Genomic DNA, 14,437 nt, shown 5'->3' with positions numbered 1-14,437 from the left:
GTGCTCTTCTTTTATCTGAATGTTTAGGGGATAATACTTAAAATTTTTTATTTCCCAAATTCAAGAACAGAAACTCTTCATTATCGTTAGGATAGACATGATAGAATGTTAGAAAAATCTAATGGAACGAAATGACATATAAAATCTATAAAGAGGCAATATGCAGTAGGGTACGGTTATCGGGTGCTCTCATAAAGCAGCTCTATTGATTATTATCCGCCTTATTACAGGCAATGGGCATGTATTTAGAGAGGAAAATTATTTCTGATACCGTAAGGAAATCGACATAGTAAGTGATTTTATAAGCAAGGTAGATTTTTTTTAAAAATTTTTTGTAACAATTCACCATGTATATCACTCTTGTATATAAAGTATGCATCTGCGACGATTTCAATAATAGTTAGTTCATTAAACCTTATGGACTTTACAATGGATATGAAAAAGAAAAAGGTATTAATTGTGGAAGATGAGATGATCATTTCGCTTCTTATTGAGCGGATGGTCGAAAACCTTGGACACCAGGTGCTAAAACGAGTGCCTTCTGGAGAAGAGGCCATTATATGTGCACGGGAAGAGAAGCCCGACCTTATCCTGATGGATATTCGTCTTGAGGGCGAAATGAATGGCATTGAGGCGATTTCTCAAATTCATAAAGATCGGAATATTCCTGTTATTTATATCTCGGGAAATACGGATGCTCATACACAGGGTAAGCTTAGAGAAACTGAATATATTGACTTTCTTGCCAAGCCGATAACCATTTCTGACTTAAGTCGTTCTTTTGGGTTAGCTTCATAAGTTGTTTTAATATCATCAAGGTAATCTGGAATACACTTCTACTGTGTTTTCCTTCATATTGGCTGTAGCAATGAATCTTTTGGTTACAATGTTCGTATATTGGCATGTAATCTCAAAAATTCATAGCTATGAATACAAAATTCCAGAAACTAAAAGATCAGCTGCAATCTTTAGAAAAGGAAGACAAATTTGTCGGCTCGTCTGCTTATAAGCACCGGAATACCTTGTTGGAATTAGGGAGTTCAACTCCTACATGGCTCAAAATGACTCTCTTCGGGGCTTTTCTCCTTTCTTTTATTCTGTATATGGGAAGCCAGATTTTCAATGTTAATGCGGTAGATATCAATACGGTCGAATCCGTACAAAGTTGGGTTGACCAACCCGATGAAGAACTGCTTGCTGGTATGAGCAGTTGGATGGAAGAAATGGGGTATGGTAATTTGAGCCAACAGGATTTGGTTGAGTTGCGCCAGCAGGGGGTAATGGCAACGTTTGTGTCACGAATACGTGATTTAGGCCACGAGAACCTTACGCTTGATGAGGCGGTACGATTACAGCAAAATGATGTATCTGCTACATTTGCGACTATGATGCAAGAACTGGGATACTCACTAACGGTAAATGATTTGATAGAACTTAGACAGCATAATGTTACAGCCTATTATACCAGCAATTTGCATGACCTTGGATATACCGATATAACAACCGAAGAACTCATCCGGCTTAAAGATACCGGGGTAGAAATTGCAGAAGTAAAGCAATTAATGAGTGATAATAGTACAAAACCTACCGTTTCTGAGCTTATAAGGCATCATATCAGTAATCAATAATTGCATGGAACATTTGGTTAGGCTTAGGAATAATAAGTAAGTGAATGCTAATGAATATTCATTTACTCATTATGAAGAAGCTAATATTTTTACCATTATTTGCACTTATTTTTACCCCATTTATTAATACAGCTCAAGCCCAAAGCGACTCCGATGCCATTAAAAACACCATCGGCATTGGTCCACGATTAGGTTACTACAAAGCCGATGATGCCGAAGAAGGTAGTTTCTATGGAGGAGCGCAAATTCGTGCTCGTCTGGGCCGGGTAATTGGAATTGAGGGGGCTGTTGATTATCGAACCTCCCAAGAGTATGACCTGGGAGAATTTTCTGCTGATGTTCGACAGATTCCTGTCACGGCCTCGGCACTTCTTTTCTTGCCCATTGATGAACATTTTCAGCCCTACGGCGTAGCCGGATTAGGTGCCTACTACAATATGATTGATTATAATTCTGATGCGGAAGGGTTGCCTGGCATCGAAGACGATCATACGGTTGACTTCGGATACCATTTAGGTGCCGGCTTAGAATTGCCCATCAATGATAAGGTAGCTATCAACGCGGATTATCGTTATATCTTCTTAGATCCCGGTAGCGACTCTTTTGGAGATGTGGAAGATGCAGATCTTAGCGGGAATGTATTTACCGCTGGTTTGATGTTCTATATGTAACGTTTTTTAATTCTCGAACAAATTATGAGGATTAGTTATGGATAAATTAGAATTAAAAGGAAAGTGGAATCAACTAAAAGGCAAGCTTAAACAGGAATATGCAGAGTTGTCGGAAGATGATTTACAGTACGAGCAGGGCCAGGAAGAACAGCTTCTGGGGCATTTGCAAGAGAAGCTTGGCAAAACTCGTGATGAAATCATCAAAAAGTTGAAAAGTCTATAATGCTATAATGGATATCCTTCTGATTTAAGCCCATGCCATTCATTTGGGATGGGCTTTTCTAATTGAGCAGTAACCTATTATCAGCGCGTTAACATAAGGTAGGAGGGCGCACCCACTTTGCAGAAAAAATACATCAGTATTGTAACAGATATATCTTCACTTTTACAATATTTTAAATTATTCGAATTAAGACTTGTTTTTATGGTCTAAGCTTTACAATTTCATAGGCATTTAAAATTGATCTAAATAATAGCATTTTTTGCACTTTTTGTTATGCCTGAGATAAAGCTTCCCGAAGTTGAACTGAATATATACACTCCGAGAAATCCTGTAGAAGTTCCTATTGTTGAAAATCGAATCTGTACCAAAGAGAGCAGCCCCAATTATGTTCGCCACGTAACCTTTGATATAGCGGGAACTGATTTGGAAGGACATGTACAGGTTGGTCAGTCCATCGGGATTCTACCTCCGGGTGAGAATGAACGAGGTCGTCCCCATAAGTTGCGGCTGTATTCTGTTTCATCGCCTACAGAAGGCGAAAATGGTGAGGCTAATCTGGTTTCTACCACCGTAAAACGTACGATTGAGGAATTTGATAATAACGAACTTTATTTAGGGGTTTGTTCCAATTATTTGGCCAACCTTCAGCCCGGAGACACAGTAAAAATGACGGGTCCCAGTGGACGTCGTTTTCTGCTTCCTGAGAATGCTACTGATTTTAACTACGTAATGTTTGCTACCGGAACCGGTATTGCCCCGTATCGTGGCATGATTATGGAGATGTTAGATGCCGGCATCGAAAATGACATTATGTTGGTTTTTGGATGTCCGTACCGCACAGATCTGCTCTATGCGGATTACTTTCAGTCATTGGATGAAGAATATCCTAACTTCCATTATTTGCCATACATCTCTCGGGAAGATCGCCGAGCCGATGGAAGCAAAAAGTATGTTCAGACTTGCCTCTGGGATGACGAGGAACTGTTTGATCCCGTTCTGGAAAAGGAGAACACTTTGATGTACATCTGTGGGCTTAAGGGCATGGAAGCGGGTATCTACCGTGCATTAGGAAAGAAAGGATTGACACCATATTTGGATATTCGTGAGCCTGCTTCCGGAAAAACGCCGGACGAGTGGGATGAAACCGACCTTAAGCGCTATGTTAAGCCTTCGGCACGAACTTTTGTAGAAGTATACTAGTTTTGAGTTGTGAGTTTATAAGCTTCTAACCTCCAACCTCTAACTTTCGGCATCTGTCTCAACAGAAGTAATACCCCCGGAGACTATGTATTTCATGGCATCCGTGGAATCCAGATTTAGTGGTTGAACGCTATCTGCGGGAACGAAATAAAGATTCCCGGAAAAATTATAGGAATGGGGACAGTACACGGCTACCATACCGGTAATGTCCAGTTCCTTTAAATCGTCTTCAGTCACAAACCCCATGCGTTTTACCTGGGTATTACCAAAATCGACAATCACGGGCTTGTTAAATCGTTTTTTATCTCCGACAAAGGCTTCGGTGAGATCCTTAAGTGCCGTATAAATAATTTTGATGATGGGCACTTGTTTAAGTAACTGCTCGAAATAGGTGACAAGGGGACGGGTAAAAGTAAGTGAAAAGATGTAGCCGATTAATGAAATGCTAAGAAAGACGGTGATCATTCCTAATCCCGGAATGTCTACGCTCAACCACTCAAACAACAGATCGTTAAGTACATTGTTAGACCAGACTACGGCCGAATAAATAATATAAACCGTGGCACCGATGGGAAAAACTAAAAGCAGCCCTCGAAAAAAGTTGTTCAAAAGTGGACGCATAATAGGGAAATAAGGTTAAAATTACTCTTGCAAAAAAGGCGTTTCCTAAATTTGTAAGTTCTGGGCGTGAGTTCAACATTAATTTTTACTATTTTCAACGGTCTGTAAAATCTGCAATCAGTAAACAATACCTTAGATGTCTCACAAAAGTTCTGCACAGATACGCCAGGAATTTCTGGAATTTTTTGAAGAGAAGCAGCACCTTCAGGTTCCGAGTGCACCTGTAGCTCCCAAAGACGACCCCACGTTACTATTTACTAATGCGGGGATGAACCAGTTTAAACCTATATTTCTGGGCGAACAACCGGGATATAAAAAAGATGGAGAAACATGGAAACGGGCTGTTGACAGCCAGCGATGTATTCGCGTAAGCGGTAAGCATAACGATCTGGAGGAAGTAGGGCGGGATACGTATCACCACACGCTTTTTGAGATGCTGGGGAACTGGTCTTTTGGAGATTATTTTAAACGTGAGGCCATCCGCTGGGCTTGGGAATTATTGGTAGATCGTTGGGAACTGGATCCCGACCGACTCTATGCCACGGTTTTTGAAGGAGATGAAGATGACGGCTTGCCCGTTGACCAGGAATCCATTGATCTGTGGAAGGAAGAGACCAATATTGCAGAAGATCATATCCTGAAATTTGACAAAACGGATAACTTCTGGGAGATGGGCGAAACCGGTCCCTGTGGACCTTGTTCTGAAGTGCATGTCGATCTGCGTCCCGACGAAGAGCGTGCCCAAAAGCGGGGTGCCGAGCTCGTCAATATGGATGATCCCAAGGTTATGGAAATTTGGAATTTGGTTTTCATCCAGTTTAACCGTCAACCCGACGGATCGCTGGAAAAACTACCTGCCCAGCACGTGGATACGGGAATGGGCTTCGAACGGATGTGCGCGGTGCTGCAGGGTAAGCGTTCAAATTACGATACCGATCTATTTGAGCCGCTTCTGGATAAAATTGGCAGCCTTGCTGAAGTGACCTATGGCGAAGATGAGCAAACTGATATTGCAATGCGGGTAATTGCCGATCATATCCGGGCCGTAAGTTTTTCGGTGGCCGATGGGGTATCTCCCGGTAATGACGGACGGGGTTATGTAGTGCGGCGCATTTTACGGCGAGCCATTCGTTATGGCTGGGATCAGCTGAACCTGAAAGAGCCATTTTTCCATAGACTGGTCCCCGTGTTAGCCAAACAGTTTTCAGATGTTTTTCCGGTGCTCATTCAGCAGCAGGAGTATGTCGAGAATGTGGTACGAGCTGAGGAAGAAAGTTTCCTTAATACTTTAGGCCAGGGTATACAGCTTTTTGAAGAAATGGCCGAAAATAAGGATCATATTACGGGTGAAGAGGCCTTCAAACTACACGATACCTATGGGTTCCCAATTGATTTAACGCAGCTTATGGCTCGTGAACGCGGCTTAGAAGTGGATGTGGAAGGATTCCGAGCTCGTATGAAAGAGCAGAAAGAACGCGCTCGTGCTGCGGGTAAGTTTAATGTAGATCAATCTTCACAAAAAGAATGGATAACCGTTACTGATTCCGATGAGTTTGAATTTACCGGCTATGATGAGTGCTCCACGGAAGCTCATATCAAAGCACTTCGAAAAGGGGAGGGGCGGCATGCTATTATCTTGGATCGAACTCCCTTTTACGCTGAGAGCGGGGGACAGGTAGCCGATACCGGTATTATCAGCAATGGAGAAGAACACCTGCGGGTCAGCGATGTGAAGAAATCACCCGATGGATATATCCACTATGTAGATAGCCTGCCCAAAAACCCAGAAGGGGTTTGGCAAGCGATGGTCGATGAGGAACGCCGCCGAGAGATAAGAAAGCATCATACAGCTACCCACTTAGTCCATGCCGCTCTCAAGAAAGTACTGGGCGACCATGTAGCACAAAAGGGTTCGTTGGTTGATGAAAATCATCTTCGATTTGATTTTTCTCACTTCGAACAGATTACCTCCGATCAGCTTAAAGAAATTGAAGAAATTGTTAATGAAAAAATCCAGCGGAATATCGCCAAAGATGAACAGCGAGCGGTGCCCATTGATGAGGCCCGTGAACGTGGTGCAACCATGTTGTTTGGCGAAAAATATGGCGATAAGGTGAGAGTCATTACGTTCGGCCCCGAATACTCTATGGAGCTTTGCGGAGGTACCCACGTTGATGCTACCGGAGAAATTGGCTATTTCCGTTTGTTGAATGAGTCATCTGCTGCTGCAGGCGTTCGCCGCATTGAGGCCAAGGTGGGCAAAAGTGCGGATCAGTTATTACGGTCAGAATTTAATTTAGTGCAACAGATTCGGTCCGAAGTAGGTCAGTCGGAAGATTTGGTGAAGGATATCCACCAGCTGATTGAGGATCGTAAAGCACTGGAAAGAGAAGTAGAGAAACTACAACACCAGCAAAGTGCATCAAAGTTAAGCGCATTGTTTAGTGCTGCTGTAGAGCTGGAAAATGGTACCCGGTTGGTTCATGGAGAAATAGAGCAAGCCGACATGGATTTGCTCAAGCAGCTGGGCTATGATGCGCTCGAGAAGCAAAAAGAAGCGACCATCACCGTTCTTGGTGCAAAAGATGAAGCTGAAGGTAAAGTATATATTGTAGCAGCTGTCACCGATGATCTTATTCAGGAAAAGGGCGTCAAAGCTGGTACCCTGGTTGGCCAGCTTGGTAATATGCTGGGCGGCGGAGGCGGTGGTCAGCCCGATCTGGCAACGGCAGGGGGAAGAAAGCCGGAGAAGCTTGCAGAGATGTTTGATAAACTTCCTGCAATCATTGAAAAGGCCTTAGAAGAAGGGTAGTTATGCCCTTTCATATTACACCTAACGTTTTTTAACGTAAGTGGGCTGTAATCTTCAATAATTTTAGGTATATTCTGGCACTCTGATTTCTGAGAATTTTTAATATTAATTGTTGAGACGACGTTTGTTGTCGTAAGTAGATATTATGGCTAAAAAAGACAAAGATACACAGGAAATACAGTTTACACCGTCGGGGACGAGCATTCTTACGAATGGTAAAATTCAAAAGAGTACAGAGTTGCCATCGCCTACCCGGAAAAAACATAAGTCGCTCGGGCTCTCCGAAGAAGATCTGGTCGCCATGTTTGAGCAGATGTATCTGCAACGCCGGTTTGAAGAGCGGGCCATGCAGATGTATCAAAAGGGGAAATTTGGTGGATTTCTTCACCTGTATATGGGGCAGGAAGCCATTTCTACCGGTACGGTATTTGCTCTGAATGACGATGATGATATTATTACTGCTTACCGTGATCACGGATGGGGACTGGTACGTGGTGTTAGCCCAAAAGAGGGAATGGCCGAATTGTACGGAAAAGTAACCGGTTGCTCCCGCGGTAAGGGCGGTTCCATGCACTTTGCCAATGTAGAAGAGCATTTTTGGGGCGGCCATGGTATTGTAGGCGGAAGTATCCCGTTGGGTGGAGGTATTGCCTTTGCGAACAAATATAAGCAGAATGGTCGTGTGACCGCTTCGTTTATGGGCGATGGTGCTGTGGACCAAGGGGTATTACATGAAACGATGAATATGGCCCAGAATTGGGGGCTCCCGTGTATCTTCGCTATCGAAAATAATGGCTATGCCATGGGAACTGCCGTACACCGGCACTCGGTAGGAGAGCTGGTGGACCGCGCTAAAGGTTATGGAATGAAGAGCGCCGTTATCAATGGTATGGACGTGTTTACCGTGTATGAGAAGATGAAAGAAATTGCTGAAGACATTCGGGAAAATTCAAATCCCTGGTTGTTAGAAATTCGCACATACCGTTACCGCGGACACTCCATGTCTGACCCGATGAAGTATCGTACTAAAGAAGAGCTTAAAGAGTACGAAAAGCTGGATCCTGTTGAGCGCATTAAACAATATTTGCTCGACAATGATATTATCGATGAAGGAAAAGTTGAAGAAATTCAGGATGATATCGAAGATAGGGTCATGGAGGCTATCGATTTTGCCGAGGAAAGTGATTTTCCTGAGAAGAGCGACCTTTATAAAGATGTGTTTGTTGAAGATGATTATCCATTTCATACATAGAAATTGGAAGTTGGAGGCAGAAGGTAAGAGCATCTGACTTCTTCCCTCCAGATGAAGTATAAAGGGAGGCAATCCTCCCACCATTAGTAACTATTTATTTTCGGGAGTTAAGCTCCCTAAAACTTTTAAGAAGAACAACGTATTTATGGCTGAACTACAATTCAGAGAAGCAATCCGTGCCGCCATTGATGAAGAAATGGCACAGGACGAAGATATTTTTGTAATGGGTGAAGAAGTCGCTGAGTATGATGGTGCTTATAAAGTTACCGAGGGGCTTCTGGATAAATACGGCCCTAAGCGACTGATTGACACCCCCATTGCCGAACTCGGTTTTTCCGGAATTGGTGTTGGAGCTGCTATGAACGGATTGCGTCCTATTATTGAATTCATGACGTTTAACTTTGCTGTACTTGCAGCAGATCAAATTATAAATCACGCTTCGAAAATCCGGTATATGACCGGTGGACAGGTAGAGATTCCTATTGTTTTCCGTGGTCCTAATGCTTCGGCGGGTCAATTAAGCGCTACCCACTCGGTCGCGTATGATGCTATGTATGCTCATTTTCCGGGAATGAAAGTGATCTATACTTCCGAGCCCGAAGATGCTAAAGGACTGCTCAAATCAGCTATTCGCGATCCCAATCCCGTGTTGTTCATGGAATCTGAGCAGATGTACGGTCTTAAAGGGGAAGTATCAGACGAAGAAGACTTTACCATCCCAATTGGAAAAGCCAAAGTGAAGCGGGAGGGGAGTGATGTAACGGTCGTAGCCCACGGTAAAATGTACCATGTGGCAACACAGGCGGCCAAGCAGTTAGAAAAGGAAGGGGTGGATATAGAAATTATTGATCCCCGTACCGTTAAGCCGCTGGATCTTGAAACGATTATCAAGTCAATTAAAAAGACGAATCGATGCGTTATTGTGGATGAAGCTCATCCTTTTGGAGGCTTGGCGGCTGAAGTTGGTTACCTGATCCAGCGCGAAGCTTTTGATTACCTGGATGCTCCTGTTCAGCGAGTGACGCTGCCCGATACCAGCGCCCCTTTTGCCAAAAATCTGTTCGATGAATGGCTGCCGGATGCTGCTGATGTAATCGAAGCGGTAAATACTGTTACCTATCGTAAATAGTAGGTGGGTAAGAAGCTATTTCCCAACAAGCTCACAGATCCGATATTAAGATAATTTGCTGTAACGTTTTAAATTTAAACTAAGAGTTATACACCAATGGCTATAAAAGTTGAAATGCCCAAGTTGAGCGATACCATGGAAGAAGGGGTTATCGCGAAATGGAATGTACAGGAAGGAGATGAGGTAGAATCCGGAGATATTATTGCGGAAGTCGAAACCGACAAGGCCACGATGGAAGTAGAGGTCTTTGATGCCGGTACTATCCTAAAAATACTCGCTAAAGAAGGTGACGCCGTTCCCTTGGGAAAGACAATGGCCGTTATTGGGGAAGAAGGAGAAGATATCAGTGATATCCTGGAGGAGGCCCAGTCCTCTGGTTCATCTTCGGATGACACGGAAGAGCAAGAGACGGCTGATGAGACACAGGAAGAGGAAGACTATGACCCCGTTTTTGAAGACCTGGATGAAGACGGTGAACAACAAACAACTGCAGATAATGGTCGAATAAAAGCCTCGCCTCTGGCTCGGAAAATGGCAGAGGATCAGGACATTAAGCTTTCAAATGTGAAGGGTAGTGGCCCACACGGACGAATTATCAAGCGCGATATTGAGAGCTATGAGCCGAGCAAAGCGCCCGCTGCTGCTACAGTATCCCGCGAAGATAAAGAGCATCGCGTATCACAGATGCGCAAGACTATTGCTCGCCGTCTGGCTGAAAGTAAGTATAGCAATCCCCATTATTATGAAACTATTGAAGTTGACATGCAACCGGTGTGGGATGCCCGGAAGCAGGTAAATGAAATCAGTGAGACCAAGATAAGCTTCAACGATATCGTAGTTAAAGCTTGTGCAGCGGCTCTCCGCAAGCACCCGGAAATCAACAGTTCTTGGTACGGAGATAAGATTGTAGAACATGGCGATGTAAATGTGGCTGTTGCTGTGGCTATCGATGAAGGACTGGTAACACCCGTAATCAACAATACCGATCAGAAAGGATTACAGCAGATTGGCCAAGAGACACGAGAACTGGCTGAGAAAGCACGTAATCGGGACCTGCAGCCCGAAGAGATGGAAGGCAGTACGTTCACTGTCAGTAACCTGGGCATGTTTGGTATTGAAGAATTTACGGCCATTATTAATCCACCGAATGCTTGTATTTTAGCGGTTGGGGCGATTAAAGAAGTGCCTGTCGTAGAAGATGGAGAAGTAGTACCCGGTAAACGCATGAAGATGACACTCTCAAGTGATCACCGCATTGTGGATGGAGCTATGGCTGCTCAATTCCTGAGTACCCTTCGTCAGATGCTGGAAAATCCGCTTGGCTTGGTGTTATAAGCTAAAAAAAACTGTTTTAAGTTTAAAAGGCTCTGAACCTTATGGCTCAGGGCCTTTTGTATATATCGAGATTATTGTTAAAGTCTATAAAGCTGAAATAATATTCTAAATTGCAGAAGACATAATTTGAGCTGTTTATTATGAAAGGAATCATACTGGCCGGGGGAACCGGCTCTCGTTTGTATCCATTGACCAAAGTTACCAATAAACACTTGCTACCTGTGGGTGAGCAACCGATGATTTACCATCCCATACAGAAATTGACGGAGGCAGGGATTGAAGAAATTTTAGTGGTCACAGGCACCGAGCATATGGGGGATGTGGTTAACCTGTTGGGCTCGGGCAAAGACTTCGGTTGTCGTTTTACGTATAAGGTTCAGGATGAGGCCGGTGGTATTGCCCAGGCGCTGGGACTGGCTGAAAATTTTGTGGGTCAGGATAATATGACGGTTATTCTCGGGGACAATATCTTTAAAACTTCTCTGCAAAAAGCATTGGACGATTATCCGGGTACCGGAGCGCAAATCTTGCTGAAGGAAGTGGAGGACCCAGAGCGATTTGGTGTTGCAGAGGTAGAAGGAGATAAAATAATTGGCATCGAAGAAAAGCCGGATAATCCGAAGAGTAATTTAGCAGTAACGGGGGTATATATGTATGATGCGCAGGTTTTTGACTACATTCGCACGCTGGAGCCGTCGGATCGCGATGAGCTTGAAATTACGGATGTCAATAATAAGTACATCAGGCAGCAAGCGATGCGGTTTTCACTCCTCGAAGGCTGGTGGACCGATGCCGGAACGCCGGGATCATATAAGCGGGCTAATGAACTGGTTGGAGGCAGCGAATAATGAAGATAGTTTTACTGGGGGCATCCGGACAGCTGGGGCAAGAGTGGCAGGTATTTTTTAATAAGCAGGCCAGCGCTGATCATCTGCTCCTTCCATATACTTCTTCTCAGCTTGATATAACGAACGAGGAAGAACTGGCGCATGAACTAGAACAACAGGAAGCCGATGTCGTTATTAATTGTGCGGCATATACGGATGTGGATGGCGCTGAAGAGCACCGTGATACAGCCTTAAAGGTGAATGCAGAAGCGGTAGCTTCTTTAGCTGAGATATGTTCCGATTTGGATTGTATGCTTATCCATTATTCAACGGATTACGTTTTTCCGGGCAGCTTGGATGATCGTGATAATTTGCCGGGTGGTTACCCCGAAGACTATCCGACCAATGCTATTAATTATTACGGTGAAACGAAGCTAAAAGGGGAAGAGGGAATTCGTTCATCCGGTTGTAGGCACCTCATTGTCCGGGTGTCCTGGTTGTGTGGTGCCTATGGAGCAAACTTTGTAAAGACGATGTTAATGCTTGGCCGGGAGCGGGATCAGCTGCAAGTGGTGAATGATCAATGGGGAAGTCCTGCGTTTACGGAGAATGTGGTCTTTAATACTTGGCAATTGCTTGAAGCCGGCCAAAGTGGAACCTATCACATTACTTCGAAGGGACTGATAACCTGGTACGATTTTGCCCGCGCAACTTTCGAAGCAGCCAGTGTGAATGTGGAAGTACAACCGGTTTCTTCCGATCAGTTTCCCACTGCTGCTAAACGCCCTCATTTTTCTAAGCTTAATACGAACAAAGTTAAAGCTGTTGCGGGCACCAAAGTTATTGACTGGAAGCTGGGACTCAAATCGATGCTTGAAGAACTGGAATCTCAAGCAAAAGAGGGCTAAATGGTAGCAGCTTCTGCAATTGAGGTTGTAAAATCCTATATTCGCAGTCAGATATACCATTGAGAAACGATAATATAGTTCATGGAAATAGTATCGACTAATATTGAAGATGTTCTTTTGCTAAAACCAGAAGTCTATAGGGACAAGCGGGGTTTCTTCCTGGAAACTTATCGTGAAGAGCATCTTCGGAAGCGGGGCATTGATACCCATTTTGTACAGGATAATCTTTCCAAATCGCAACAAAATACGGTGCGGGGGCTGCACTACCAAATTGAACAGCAACAGGACAAATTGCTGATGGTGATGCAGGGACGCATTTTAGATGTGGCTGTTGATCTGCGCTTTGATAGCCCAACATTTGGTCAACACACGGCGGTAGAACTATGGGAAAGAAACAGACACCAGCTTTTTATTCCCAAAGGATTTGCCCACGGATTTTCGGTGCTATCTGAAGAAGCACTGGTTTATTACAAATGCAGTGATTATTACTTTCCGGAAGGCGAACGAGGGTTACGCTGGAATGATCCTGAGCTGGGAATTAATTGGCAGATTAAGAGTCCTATTGTCTCTGAAAAGGATCAGCAGCAGCCATTACTCAAAGAGATTGCCAAGCAGGATTTATTTTAAAGACTAAAATGGTGCTTTTTAGATGCTGAAACAGGTTTAGCATGACAAAGAAGTTACGGTAGCTAGTTATCTAATGTTACTTAAAATAATATCACAATGAATATTATAGTTACGGGCGGTGCGGGATTTATTGGATCTAATCTACTTTGTTATCTGTATGAAAAATATCCGGATGCTCATTTTTTGAATATTGATAAGCTGGGCTACGCCTCGGACCTTTCTTACCTGAATTCTATCAGGAATTCTAATCGGTATACATTTAAAAAGATGGATATTGTTGACAGGGAGGCAGTGCGAGATATCATACGTACCTATAAGCCTGATGGGGTTTTTCACTTGGCCGCGGAATCGCATGTGGACAATTCTATAAAGGGGCCTGAACCGTTTATTCAATCGAATGTGGTTGGAACCTTTAACTTAATCGAGGAATGTCGCCAGTTCTGGAAACAAGATGATAATAGTTGGAAACCCCACCGCTTTTTGCATGTTTCAACGGACGAGGTGTATGGAGAACTTGGTGATGAGGGCGCCTTTTCGGAAGAAAGCCCGTATGCCCCCAACTCACCCTACTCTGCGTCCAAAGCCAGCAGCGATTTTATTGTACGGTCTTATTTCCACACCTATGGCATGGATGTTGTGACGACCAATTGCTCTAATAACTTTGGTCCGCATCAGCATGATGAAAAGCTTATCCCGACGGTTATTAGAACGGCCCTCAAGGGTGAGGATATTCCCGTTTATGGAAAGGGGGAAAATGTGCGGGACTGGCTATATGTCAGGGATCATTGCAGGGCGTTGGAAGTAGTTTATAAAGAAGGTAAAGCCGGAGAAACCTATGTGATTGGAGGTGATAATGAATGGAAAAATATCGAATTGGTCCGGCAGATTTGTACCATCTTGAATCAAGAAGCACCCCAACAATCGATAGGAGATTACCAAAACCTCATTACCTTTGTAACGGATCGTCCCGGCCATGATTTCCGCTATGCCATTGATGCCTCAAAAATTAAACGGAAACTGGGATGGAGCCCCGAAGATGCCTTCAGCGAGCGGCTCACCGAAACCATAGATTGGTATATTGAACGATATCAATAAGCTGGCTGCCCTGAAAAATAACCGCAGCTATCAGAGCAGCCAGGCTAAAAACGTAATTTGTACTACCTTTAGGTTATCAAATTCGCTTTGGATAGAGCTCGTGGCTCAC

At 43.8% G+C, this 14,437-nt stretch carries 14 protein-coding genes; 13 read left to right on the top strand and 1 reads right to left on the bottom strand.

Annotated features, from left to right (window positions below; all coding sequences use genetic code 11):
* The first annotated feature begins 435 nt into the window (after nt 1–435).
* From J6I44_RS03565 to J6I44_RS03545, 5 genes are all read left to right on the top strand, one after another.
* The gene (locus tag J6I44_RS03565) at nt 436–798 is read left to right on the top strand and encodes a response regulator (RefSeq protein ID WP_265764612.1); all 363 of its coding nucleotides are present in this window, start codon (nt 436–438) and stop codon (nt 796–798) included.
* 128 nt (nt 799–926) lie between these two features.
* Nucleotides 927–1,628 carry a hypothetical protein gene (locus J6I44_RS03560; protein WP_265764611.1) on the top strand — a complete coding sequence of 234 codons (702 nt, stop codon included), beginning with the start codon at nt 927–929 and terminating at the stop codon, nt 1,626–1,628.
* Nucleotides 1,629–1,699: 71 nt separating this feature from the next.
* Nucleotides 1,700–2,299 carry an outer membrane protein gene (locus J6I44_RS03555; RefSeq protein WP_265764610.1) on the top strand — a complete coding sequence of 200 codons (600 nt, stop codon included), beginning with the start codon at nt 1,700–1,702 and terminating at the stop codon, nt 2,297–2,299.
* Between the two features lie 37 nt (nt 2,300–2,336).
* The gene (locus J6I44_RS03550) at nt 2,337–2,522 is read left to right on the top strand and encodes a CsbD family protein (RefSeq protein ID WP_265764609.1); all 186 of its coding nucleotides are present in this window, start codon (nt 2,337–2,339) and stop codon (nt 2,520–2,522) included.
* Between the two features lie 273 nt (nt 2,523–2,795).
* On the top strand, nt 2,796–3,722 hold the full coding sequence (locus J6I44_RS03545; protein WP_265764608.1) for an FAD-binding oxidoreductase: 927 nt from the start codon (nt 2,796–2,798) through the stop codon (nt 3,720–3,722).
* 39 nt (nt 3,723–3,761) lie between these two features.
* On the opposite strand, the gene J6I44_RS03540 is transcribed toward J6I44_RS03545, so the two are convergent.
* Nucleotides 3,762–4,343, bottom strand: coding sequence for a DUF502 domain-containing protein (locus J6I44_RS03540; RefSeq protein ID WP_265764607.1), 582 nt, complete (start codon nt 4,341–4,343; stop codon nt 3,762–3,764).
* A gap of 136 nt (nt 4,344–4,479) precedes the next feature.
* Here J6I44_RS03540 and alaS point away from each other — a divergent pair, with 136 nt between their 5' ends.
* The 8 genes from alaS (at nt 4,480) to rfbB (ending at nt 14,328) form a co-directional block, all read left to right on the top strand.
* A complete protein-coding gene (alaS, locus tag J6I44_RS03535; RefSeq protein WP_265764605.1) occupies nt 4,480–7,155 on the top strand; it encodes an alanine--tRNA ligase in 2,676 nt (891 codons plus the stop codon).
* A 145-nt stretch (nt 7,156–7,300) separates the two neighbouring features.
* Nucleotides 7,301–8,407 (top strand): pyruvate dehydrogenase (acetyl-transferring) E1 component subunit alpha, encoded by a 1,107-nt coding sequence (gene pdhA / locus J6I44_RS03530; RefSeq protein ID WP_265764604.1) that lies wholly within the window; start codon nt 7,301–7,303, stop codon nt 8,405–8,407.
* A gap of 145 nt (nt 8,408–8,552) precedes the next feature.
* On the top strand, nt 8,553–9,536 hold the full coding sequence (locus tag J6I44_RS03525) for a pyruvate dehydrogenase complex E1 component subunit beta (RefSeq protein WP_265764603.1): 984 nt from the start codon (nt 8,553–8,555) through the stop codon (nt 9,534–9,536).
* Nucleotides 9,537–9,632: 96 nt separating this feature from the next.
* Nucleotides 9,633–10,871, top strand: a complete 1,239-nt coding sequence (locus J6I44_RS03520; protein ID WP_265764602.1) for a pyruvate dehydrogenase complex dihydrolipoamide acetyltransferase — start codon at nt 9,633–9,635, stop codon at nt 10,869–10,871.
* Between the two features lie 140 nt (nt 10,872–11,011).
* Nucleotides 11,012–11,719 (top strand): sugar phosphate nucleotidyltransferase, encoded by a 708-nt coding sequence (locus J6I44_RS03515; RefSeq protein WP_265764601.1) that lies wholly within the window; start codon nt 11,012–11,014, stop codon nt 11,717–11,719.
* Nucleotides 11,719–12,606: a dTDP-4-dehydrorhamnose reductase gene (gene rfbD, locus J6I44_RS03510; protein WP_265764600.1), complete on the top strand. Its 888-nt coding sequence runs from the start codon at nt 11,719–11,721 to the stop codon at nt 12,604–12,606. Before J6I44_RS03515 ends, rfbD begins: the two co-directional genes overlap by 1 nt.
* 81 nt (nt 12,607–12,687) lie before the next feature.
* Nucleotides 12,688–13,233: a dTDP-4-dehydrorhamnose 3,5-epimerase gene (rfbC, locus tag J6I44_RS03505; RefSeq protein WP_265764599.1), complete on the top strand. Its 546-nt coding sequence runs from the start codon at nt 12,688–12,690 to the stop codon at nt 13,231–13,233.
* Between the two features lie 96 nt (nt 13,234–13,329).
* Nucleotides 13,330–14,328, top strand: coding sequence for a dTDP-glucose 4,6-dehydratase (rfbB, locus tag J6I44_RS03500; protein ID WP_265764598.1), 999 nt, complete (start codon nt 13,330–13,332; stop codon nt 14,326–14,328).
* Nucleotides 14,329–14,437: the final 109 nt, after the last annotated feature.

The organism is Fodinibius salsisoli, from assembly GCF_026229185.1.
Lineage (GTDB): Bacteria > Bacteroidota > Rhodothermia > Balneolales > Balneolaceae > Fodinibius > Fodinibius salsisoli.
The sequence above is the reverse complement of the archived record's forward strand: the minus strand, read 5'-3'. Positions and strand labels throughout refer to the sequence as shown.